The following is an 8,162-nucleotide window of genomic DNA, read 5'->3' as shown; positions in this document are numbered from 1 at the left end:
CCTAAAAATCAGTCAAAAAAAGGAAAATCATCTTTAAAGCCGAATTCCGAAAACCGAATTAATTTTTTATAGCTATCTTAATTTTTTATAAACGAAAAGAAGCTGTCCTTTTGAGACAGCCTCTTTTATATTTTAATAATTGTAATTAATTACAATTTAGCAACATGTTTCGTTAATTTAGACTTCAGGTTAGAAGCTTTGTTATCGTGGATGATGTTCTTTTTAGCTAATTTATCAATCATAGAGATTACAGTTGATAATTTAGAAGCTGCATCAGATTTATCAGTAGCTAATCTTAATGCTTTAATAGCGTTACGAGTAGTTTTATGCTGATATCTGTTAAGAACTCTTCTTTTTTCGTTGCTTCTGATTCTTTTTAATGCTGACTTATGATTTGCCATTTTTCTTAATTTTAGATGTAATAATTTATTATAGATACTAGTTAAAAAAGAAAAACCTCCCACAATTGCAAAACAATCACTTTGGTTTTAACTAATAAAACAAAAACCGAGACACCAATTTCTATTTTACAAAACTTATTCACAACTAATTTTAGTAGTCCGTGGGGGAATCGAACCCCCCTTACCAGGATGAAAACCTGGCGTCCTAACCGATAGACGAACGGACCATTATATCAAGTAAACACTTAATCTGCAAGAAAAAAAGTAGTCCGTGGGGGAATCGAACCCCCCTTACCAGGATGAAAACCTGGCGTCCTAACCGATAGACGAACGGACCGTGTTTCTCTAATGCGGATGCAAAAATACAACTATTTTTAAGATGTACAACACCTGATGTAAAAAAAAATATTTTTTTTTAATATGCCTTAGCAAACAACACTCTTTTTGCAGAAGGATTCCCAGTAAACACGCAGCTTCCCACCTCTTCTGCATGACTTAAAGGGATGCATCGAATCGTTGCTTTTGTCAGGTCTTTTATTTTCTCTTCGGTTGCAGCTGTACCGTCCCAATGAGCCGAAACAAATCCGCCTTTACCATCTAAAACCTGTTTAAATTCCTCAAAACTATTTACTTCCGTAATATGGTTATTTCGATAGTCTAATGCTTTATTAAATAAATCCGACTGGATTTGCTCTAATAATTCATTTATATAATTTACAATTCCTTCACCAGAAACTGTCTCTTTTGTCAAAGTATCACGTCTTGCCACCTCAAAAGTTCCGTTTTCTAAATCTTTTGGACCTACTGCAATTCGAACAGGAACTCCTTTTAATTCCCATTCAGCAAACTTGAATCCCGGTTTTTGGGTCGTTCTGTCATCATACTTAACTGAAATTCTCAGCTTCCTAAGCTTAGTTGTTAAATCATTAACTGCTGCTGTTATTTCAGTCAATTGTTTATCTGTTTTATAAATTGGCACAATTACAACCTGTATAGGTGCTAAATTTGGAGGCAAAACCAGTCCCTGATCATCAGAGTGAGTCATTACCAGAGCTCCCATTAAACGGGTTGAAACTCCCCATGAGGTACCCCAAACATGTTCCTGTTTTCCTTCTGCATTCGCAAACTTAACATCAAAAGCTTTTGCAAAATTCTGACCTAAAAAGTGAGATGTTCCCGCCTGTAATGCTTTTCCGTCCTGCATTAAAGCCTCTATACAATATGTTTCATCTGCTCCTGCAAAACGTTCAGTTTCGGTTTTCACTCCTTTTACAACCGGAATCGCCATAAAATTCTCTACAAAATCCGCATACACATTCATCATTTTTTCTGATTCCTCCAGCGCTTCTGCCTTTGTAGCATGTGCAGTATGTCCTTCCTGCCATAAAAATTCAGCCGTCCTTAAAAATAAACGCGTACGCATTTCCCAACGTACTACATTCGCCCATTGATTAATCAACAAAGGCAAATCTCTATAGGATTGCACCCACCCTTTGTATGTTGACCAGATAATTGCCTCACTTGTTGGACGAACAATAAGCTCTTCTTCTAACTTTGCATTCGGATCAACCATTAGCTTTCCAGGTTTATCAGGATCGTTTTTTAATCTGTAATGCGTTACAATCGCACACTCTTTTGCAAATCCTTCGGCGTTTTTTTCTTCAGCTTCAAACATGCTCTTTGGCACGAATAAAGGGAAATATGCATTTTGATGTCCGGTTTCTTTAAACATTCTGTCTAATTCAGCCTGCATTTTTTCCCAAATAGCATACCCGTAAGGCTTAATAACCATACAGCCTCTTACACCTGAATTTTCGGCTAAATCTGCCTTAACAACCAGTTCGTTATACCATTTCGAATAATCTTCTGCTCTTGTAGTGAGGTTCTTGCTCATATTGAATATTTTGGCACAAATTTTGTTTTATTTTTTTTAACTAAATAGTTTCGCAAAACTAACTATTTTTGTAATGTGCAACAATAAAAAACACCACAGATATGAAAACTTATACTTCACTCCGACAAAACTCAGCTCATTTCTATCTAATTGGATTGTTGAGTTTTTTATTAGCATCGTGTGGTTCTTACCAAAACAGTTCGTATAATGATAATGATGGAGTTTATAGCAATAGCCGTAATTACACTCAGTCAAATACTACTCCTGCCAATAATCAATATCAGGATTATTTTAAATCACTTCAAAACGACGGAATGCCTACCGAAATATTTACTGACGTAGACAGCTATGGTAATTACGCAGAAAATGACAGCACACAAGTTGCCTCAGTATCATCTTACCCTTCATGGGGAAGCAGCAACTCCGAAGTCTCAGTCAACATTTATTCCAGCCCAACGTGGTCTATGGGATTTGGTTATGGCTTTGGATATCCATATTACGGATGGGGATACGGAGGTTATTGGGGTTATTCCGGATACGGATGGGGTTATCCTGGATACGGATGGGGATATCCTGCCTATTGGGGACCAGGATGGGGATATTCCGGCTATTGGGGACCTGCTTATGGTTATGGATACAGATATAATAACTATTCTTACAATTACGGAAGAAGAGGATCTGCCGCTTACTATGGCGGAAGAAATTATACGTCAAACAGAAGCTACAGCACAAATAGAAGTTACAACACAAGCAGAAGCTATAACAGCAACAGAAACTATACTACAAACAGAAGTTACAATACAAACAGACAAAATAGCTTTTCAGATTACAGAAGAGGATCATCAGTAAACAGAACATCAAGCCCTACATTTTCAGACAGAAGAAGTTCTAATCAAAACAATAGCAGTTACGATTCAAGCAGAAGATCAAGTACTACTAATTCAAACAGAACTTACAATTACAACAACAGCAACAACTCGTCAAGAAGTTATTCAACACCAAGTTCTTCTCCTTCACGTTCATACAACAGTAGCGGCGGTGGCGGAAGCATGAGATCCTCTGGCGGCGGCGGCGGCAGATCGTATGGTGGTGGCGGTGGCGGAAGAAGGTAACAATTTCATTCTTCAGCGTATTTAGTTACAAATCAAATTCAACAAAAATGAAAAAAATATTCATCCTAATTATAACAGGATTAACTGCCAGCGTCTCCTATTCTCAGGAAATTTCGGATGGTGTACGATACGCACAGGATAATATAAATGGAACTGCCCGTTTCAGAGCGATGAGCGGCGCCTTTGGAGCACTTGGAGGAGATCTTTCATCTTTATCGGTTAACCCTGCCGGATCTGCAATATTTAACAACAATCAGGCTGGACTGACTTTTAGCAATCAGAACATTAAAAATAATTCCAATTATTTTAACGATGTAATGTCTGCAAAAGACAATTCATCGGTTTTAAATCAGGCCGGAGTTGTTTTTGTATTTAACACCATGAATCCAAACAACAACTGGAAAAAAATAACTATTGGAGCGAATTATGAAAACACAAACAATTTCAGCAACAAAACAGTTTCAGTAGGAACCAACACAAACAATTCTATAGATGATTATTTCTTAGCATATGCCAACGGAATAGAACTAAGAAATACAAACCTGGATTATAGAGATCAATCCTACAGTCAGCAACAGGCTTATTTCGGACTTAGAGGAAAAGTTATCATACCGGCTTCTAATACTGCCAATAACACACAATATCTAACAAATGTTCCTTCGGGAAGTGACCCTGCACAAGGTAAATATTATCAGGAAAATGAAGTTCATACTGTCGGATACAACAGTAAATTAAGTTTTAATATAGCAACATCCTACAATGACAGACTTTATTTGGGAGCTAATTTAAATGTCCATGTTACGGATTACAGAAGCACAAGAACTTTTTACGAGGACAACGCAAACCCATTGCAAGCCGGAGAAACAATTTCAAATTTGCGTTTTAATAACGAAATCTACACATATGGCAATGGCTTTTCATTTCAACTGGGAGCAATTGGAAAAATCACAGATTCTTTTCGACTTGGTGTAACATACGAATCGAATACATGGTATGAGTTATATGATGAAATTACCCAAAGTTTATTTACCACAACAGAAAATAGCGCAAATGAGGTTTTTGATTATGCTGTAAATCCTAATATTACCAACGTTTACAAACCTTATACCCTACAGACTCCGGGAAAATTTACTTTTAGCGGAGCTTACATATTTGGAAAAACCGGTTTAATTAGCGTTGATTATTCTATTAAAGACTACGGAAATACTAAATTCAAACCGACGAGTGATTCCGGATTTAGAGAGCTTAACAACGACATAAACAACCAACTGACAACAAGCGGTGAATTAAGGATTGGGGGCGAGTACAAAATCAAGAGATTAAGCCTGCGGGGTGGATATCGTTTTGAAGGAAGCCCTTATAAAGACGGTAAAACAATTGGAGATCTAAATAGCTATTCCGGCGGTTTAGGGTATAACTTTGGAGGTACAAAAATTGATCTTGCCTATTCTTATACTGAAAGAGAATCTAATCAGGGATTTTTTGCAACCGGATTAACTGACCCTGCAAAAATTAATTCTAAACTCAACAATGTTTCCCTGACTTTATTATTTGAATTGTAATTAAAAATCAAAATAGAGGATTGAAAATTTCCGTCTGGTCTGACCCGGCGGATTTTTTTTTAGCCCTGATGGCAGCGACATCCTTTTTCCTGCTTCTTTAGCAGGGAAAAGATACAGCGGACAGCAGGAATAGCTTCATAAAAAACACCTAAATGAAGCCTAAACAAGCGGTGTTTGAATAAAAAAGTGTAATTTTGCACTCCAATTTATAAAAGTATGAGAACCAAGTCTTTAAAAAAGAACAAAATTAACGTAATCACTCTTGGGTGTTCGAAAAATGTATATGACAGCGAAGTGCTTATGGGACAGCTTCGTGCAAACGGAAAAGAAGTTACTCACGAAGCGACTGCAAAAGAAGAAGGAAACATTATCGTAATCAACACTTGTGGTTTTATTGACAATGCGAAAGCAGAATCGGTAAACATGATTTTGGAATACGCTGATAAAAAAGACAAAGGTTTAGTTGACAAGGTTTTCGTAACAGGATGTTTATCTGAACGTTATAGACCTGATTTGGAAAAAGAAATCCCAAATGTGGATCAATATTTTGGAACCACAGAACTGCCTCAGCTTTTGAAAGCGCTGGGTGCAGATTATAAACATGAATTATTGGGAGAGCGCTTAACGACTACTCCAAAAAATTACGCATACTTAAAAATCGCTGAAGGCTGTGACAGGCCCTGCAGTTTCTGCGCTATTCCGTTAATGAGAGGTTCGCATGTTTCTCAGCCAATCGAAAAATTAGTAAAAGAAGCACAGGGATTAGCCAAAAACGGCGTAAAAGAATTGATTTTAATCGCTCAGGACCTGACTTATTATGGCCTTGATCTTTATAAAAAGAGAAATCTTGCAGAATTATTAGAAGCACTGGCAGCTGTAGAAGGCATCGAATGGATTCGTTTGCACTATGCCTATCCTACTGGTTTCCCGATGGATGTATTGGAATTAATGAAACGCGAGCCTAAAATTTGCAATTACATTGATATTCCGTTGCAGCATATTTCGGATAACATTCTAAAATCGATGCGCCGTGGGACAACTCAGGCAAAAACTACTCAGTTACTGAAAGATTTCCGTGCTGCAGTTCCGGGAATGGCCATAAGAACTACTTTGATTGTTGGTTACCCGGGAGAAACCCAGGAAGATTTTGAAATACTGAAAGATTTTGTTCAGGAAATGAAATTTGACAGAATGGGCTGTTTTGCTTATTCTCATGAAGAAAACACTCACGCTTATTTATTGGAAGATGACGTTCCCGCCGATGTAAAACAAGCCAGAGCTAATGAGATTATGGAATTACAATCGCAGATTTCATGGGATCTGAATCAGGACAAAATAGGTCAGGTTTACAAATGTATTATTGACAGAAAAGAAGGTGCTCATTTTGTAGGAAGAACAGAATTTGACAGTCCCGACGTTGACAATGAAGTCTTAATAGACGCCTCAAAACATTATGTAAAAACTGGCGAATTTGTTAATATAAGGATAATAGAAGCAACAGAATTTGATTTATACGGAGAACCTGCTTAAATTTACGCTAAACAATCATCAATTTTAAAGTTTATGAAACCTATTCACTCCATTTTTATTTTAGTTTTCGCTTTATTAAGCTATCATTCTGTTTCAGCGCAATATGGAAATGGCTACAATAATGGCTATGGAAACGGTTACGGCAGAGGCGGCGGAATGGGCATGGACAGAAGCATGATGCAGGGTCCCCAAAGCAGCCCGAGCAAACCAAAAGAAGTTCCTGTAGAAGAAACAGCTGCGAAAATTGTGGAGCAGATGAAACCCGAAGTAAATCTTGATGAGCTACAGGTTATTGCCATTACAAATGTTCTGGCAGACAGCATGAGAGAACAAGGTGTTCTTTTGAAAAACGAAAGCAGCAGCCAGGATCAGAAAATTGAACAGATAAACGCACTAAGAGAAGTTACAACTAAAAAAATTACCGCTTTCCTAAACCCAGGACAAATTGAAAAGTACACAACTTTTATGGCTAATTTTAAAGAAATAAAAAAAACAAAATCTAAAAAGAAAAAAGATAAAGAGTCAAAAGAAGTCAAAGAAGAAACTGAAGCAATAAAGCCTGCCGAATAACAATCCTGACTCAACCTTAAAATGTAATTAAAGCATGTTAAAGAAACATTTTTTTTATCTAATTTCAGCCATTATTATTACTTCCTGCGGGACAAAAAACCCATATAAGACTACTGAAAAAGTTTACGATCAGCAGCTTAAAACTTTAGAAAATCAAATTACGAGTAAAGAAGTCCAGCCAATACCATCTGTTGTTCCGCCTTTAGTCATAGACACTACTTATGCATCACAATTAGGAATTGTAAAGGACACTCTTTCAAAAACAGGATCTACTTCTTTACTAAATGGTATTACAACTGAATGGATAGGAACTGTCAATTTCAATTTAAGAAAACCAAGTTTCATCATTATTCATCATACTGCTCAGGACTCGTTACAGCAAACCGTTAGTACGTTTACAAAAACAAAAACGCAGGTCAGCGCACATTATATCATTTCTGAAAACGGAAAAGTGATTCAGATGTTAAATGATTATTTGAGAGCATGGCATGCCGGCGCGTCAAGCTGGGGGAAGAATACCGATTTAAATTCCTCTTCAATAGGTATTGAACTTGACAACAATGGCTTCAAACCTTTTACAGAAGCTCAAATCAGCAGCTTGGTAGCACTTTTGACAAAACTGAAAAAAGATTACAATATTCCAACACAAAACATATTAGGCCACGCTGACATAGCTCCAGGCAGAAAACAAGATCCAAGTGCTTTATTCCCATGGAAAACTCTAGCAGAAAAAGGTTTTGGAATTTGGCCTGATGAAGTTCTGGAAGAAGCACCTTTTGACTTTAAAATTGAACCTGCATTGCGAATTATTGGGTATAATACCAAAAATCTTTCAGCAGCGATTCAGGCTTTTAAACTGCATTATATACAAACTGATACTTCTTCTGTTTTAGACCGAAAAACAATAGATACTATTTATTCGATTTATAAAAAACAGGTTCAATAGACGATAATACATTTAAAAACAAAATATTGAGTTATACACTTACTATCTGTTTTATTTCTTTTTGATATATGGGTTTGGTATTTACCATTCTTTCTATCGATTTATGAAAAATACTTGTTTTAAATTGAGAACGGTTTATTCTAAAAC

At 36.6% G+C, this 8,162-nt stretch carries 7 protein-coding genes, 2 tRNA genes and 1 pseudogene; 5 read left to right on the top strand and 5 right to left on the bottom strand.

All coding sequences use genetic code 11. The annotated features are described in order from the left end of the window. Positions 1-149: 149 nt before the first annotated feature. From rpsT to proS, 4 genes are all read right to left on the bottom strand, one after another. Positions 150-401 (bottom strand): 30S ribosomal protein S20, encoded by a 252-nt coding sequence (gene rpsT / locus K8B81_RS20705; protein ID WP_041517133.1) that lies wholly within the window; start codon positions 399-401, stop codon positions 150-152. A 155-nt stretch (positions 402-556) separates the two neighbouring features. Continuing rightward, positions 557-628, bottom strand: a tRNA-Glu gene (locus K8B81_RS20700). Positions 629-666: 38 nt separating this feature from the next. Continuing rightward, positions 667-738 (bottom strand) — tRNA-Glu (locus tag K8B81_RS20695). 78 nt (positions 739-816) lie between these two features. Further along, complete coding sequence (gene proS / locus K8B81_RS20690) at positions 817-2,295, bottom strand: proline--tRNA ligase (RefSeq protein WP_223683432.1); 1,479 nt, start codon at positions 2,293-2,295, stop codon at positions 817-819. 101 nt (positions 2,296-2,396) lie between these two features. On the opposite strand from proS, the gene K8B81_RS20685 reads away from it, so the two are divergent. The 5 genes from K8B81_RS20685 to K8B81_RS20665 all read left to right on the top strand — a co-directional run bounded on the left by K8B81_RS20685 (position 2,397) and on the right by K8B81_RS20665 (position 8,015). Next, positions 2,397-3,407 (top strand): hypothetical protein, encoded by a 1,011-nt coding sequence (locus K8B81_RS20685; protein WP_223683431.1) that lies wholly within the window; start codon positions 2,397-2,399, stop codon positions 3,405-3,407. A gap of 47 nt (positions 3,408-3,454) precedes the next feature. Beyond that, positions 3,455-4,969 (top strand): OmpP1/FadL family transporter, encoded by a 1,515-nt coding sequence (locus tag K8B81_RS20680; protein WP_223683430.1) that lies wholly within the window; start codon positions 3,455-3,457, stop codon positions 4,967-4,969. A 216-nt stretch (positions 4,970-5,185) separates the two neighbouring features. Continuing rightward, positions 5,186-6,499 carry a 30S ribosomal protein S12 methylthiotransferase RimO gene (gene rimO, locus K8B81_RS20675; protein ID WP_223683429.1) on the top strand — a complete coding sequence of 438 codons (1,314 nt, stop codon included), beginning with the start codon at positions 5,186-5,188 and terminating at the stop codon, positions 6,497-6,499. Positions 6,500-6,532: 33 nt separating this feature from the next. Further along, positions 6,533-7,069 carry a hypothetical protein gene (locus K8B81_RS20670; protein ID WP_223683428.1) on the top strand — a complete coding sequence of 179 codons (537 nt, stop codon included), beginning with the start codon at positions 6,533-6,535 and terminating at the stop codon, positions 7,067-7,069. A gap of 34 nt (positions 7,070-7,103) precedes the next feature. After that, positions 7,104-8,015, top strand: coding sequence for an N-acetylmuramoyl-L-alanine amidase (locus tag K8B81_RS20665; RefSeq protein ID WP_223683427.1), 912 nt, complete (start codon positions 7,104-7,106; stop codon positions 8,013-8,015). 31 nt (positions 8,016-8,046) lie between these two features. On the opposite strand, the pseudogene K8B81_RS20660 reads toward K8B81_RS20665, so the two are convergent. Then, a pseudogene (locus K8B81_RS20660) lies at positions 8,047-8,162 on the bottom strand (IS1595 family transposase); the annotation flags it as partial.

Source organism: Flavobacterium hibisci (assembly GCF_020026925.1).
Lineage (GTDB): Bacteria > Bacteroidota > Bacteroidia > Flavobacteriales > Flavobacteriaceae > Flavobacterium > Flavobacterium hibisci.
Note: the sequence above shows the minus strand (reverse complement) of the source record. Positions and strands in the feature narration are given on the sequence as shown.